This is a genomic window from Frankia sp. Mgl5, assembly GCF_023242985.1.
In the GTDB taxonomy this organism is placed as follows: Bacteria; Actinomycetota; Actinomycetes; order Frankiales; family Frankiaceae; genus Parafrankia; species Parafrankia soli.
This window is the reverse complement of the sequence record NZ_JALKFY010000516.1, coordinates 1-380: the sequence shown is the minus strand read 5'-3', so window position 1 is coordinate 380 and position 380 is coordinate 1. Positions and strand designations below refer to the sequence as shown.

1 pseudogene is annotated in these 380 nt (G+C 72.9%); it reads right to left on the bottom strand.

From position 1 onward, the window contains the following. A pseudogene (locus tag MXD62_RS10405) lies at positions 1–380 on the bottom strand (polyketide synthase); the annotation flags it as partial.

Here is a 380-nt window from a genome sequence, read left to right as displayed (position 1 = left end):
CCCGCCCGCCGCGGCCGGCCCGTCTCCGGCCACACCACCGGCTCCGTCACCAGCGACACCGCACCCGCCGACCAGTCGATCCGCGACGAGGGCGCGTCCACATGCAGCGTCCTCGGGACGACGCCGTGCCGCAGCGCCTGCACCGTCTTGATGACACCGGCCACCCCCGCGGCGGCCTGCGTGTGCCCGATGTTCGACTTCAACGACCCCAACAACACCGGACGGTCCGGCGAGCGACCGGTGCCGTAGGTCGCCAGCAGCGCACCGACCTCGATCGGGTCGCCGAGACGCGTCCCCGTCCCGTGCCCCTCCACCACATCCACATCAGCCGTCGTCAACCCCGCATCCGCCAACGCCGCCCGAATCACCCGCTCCTGCGA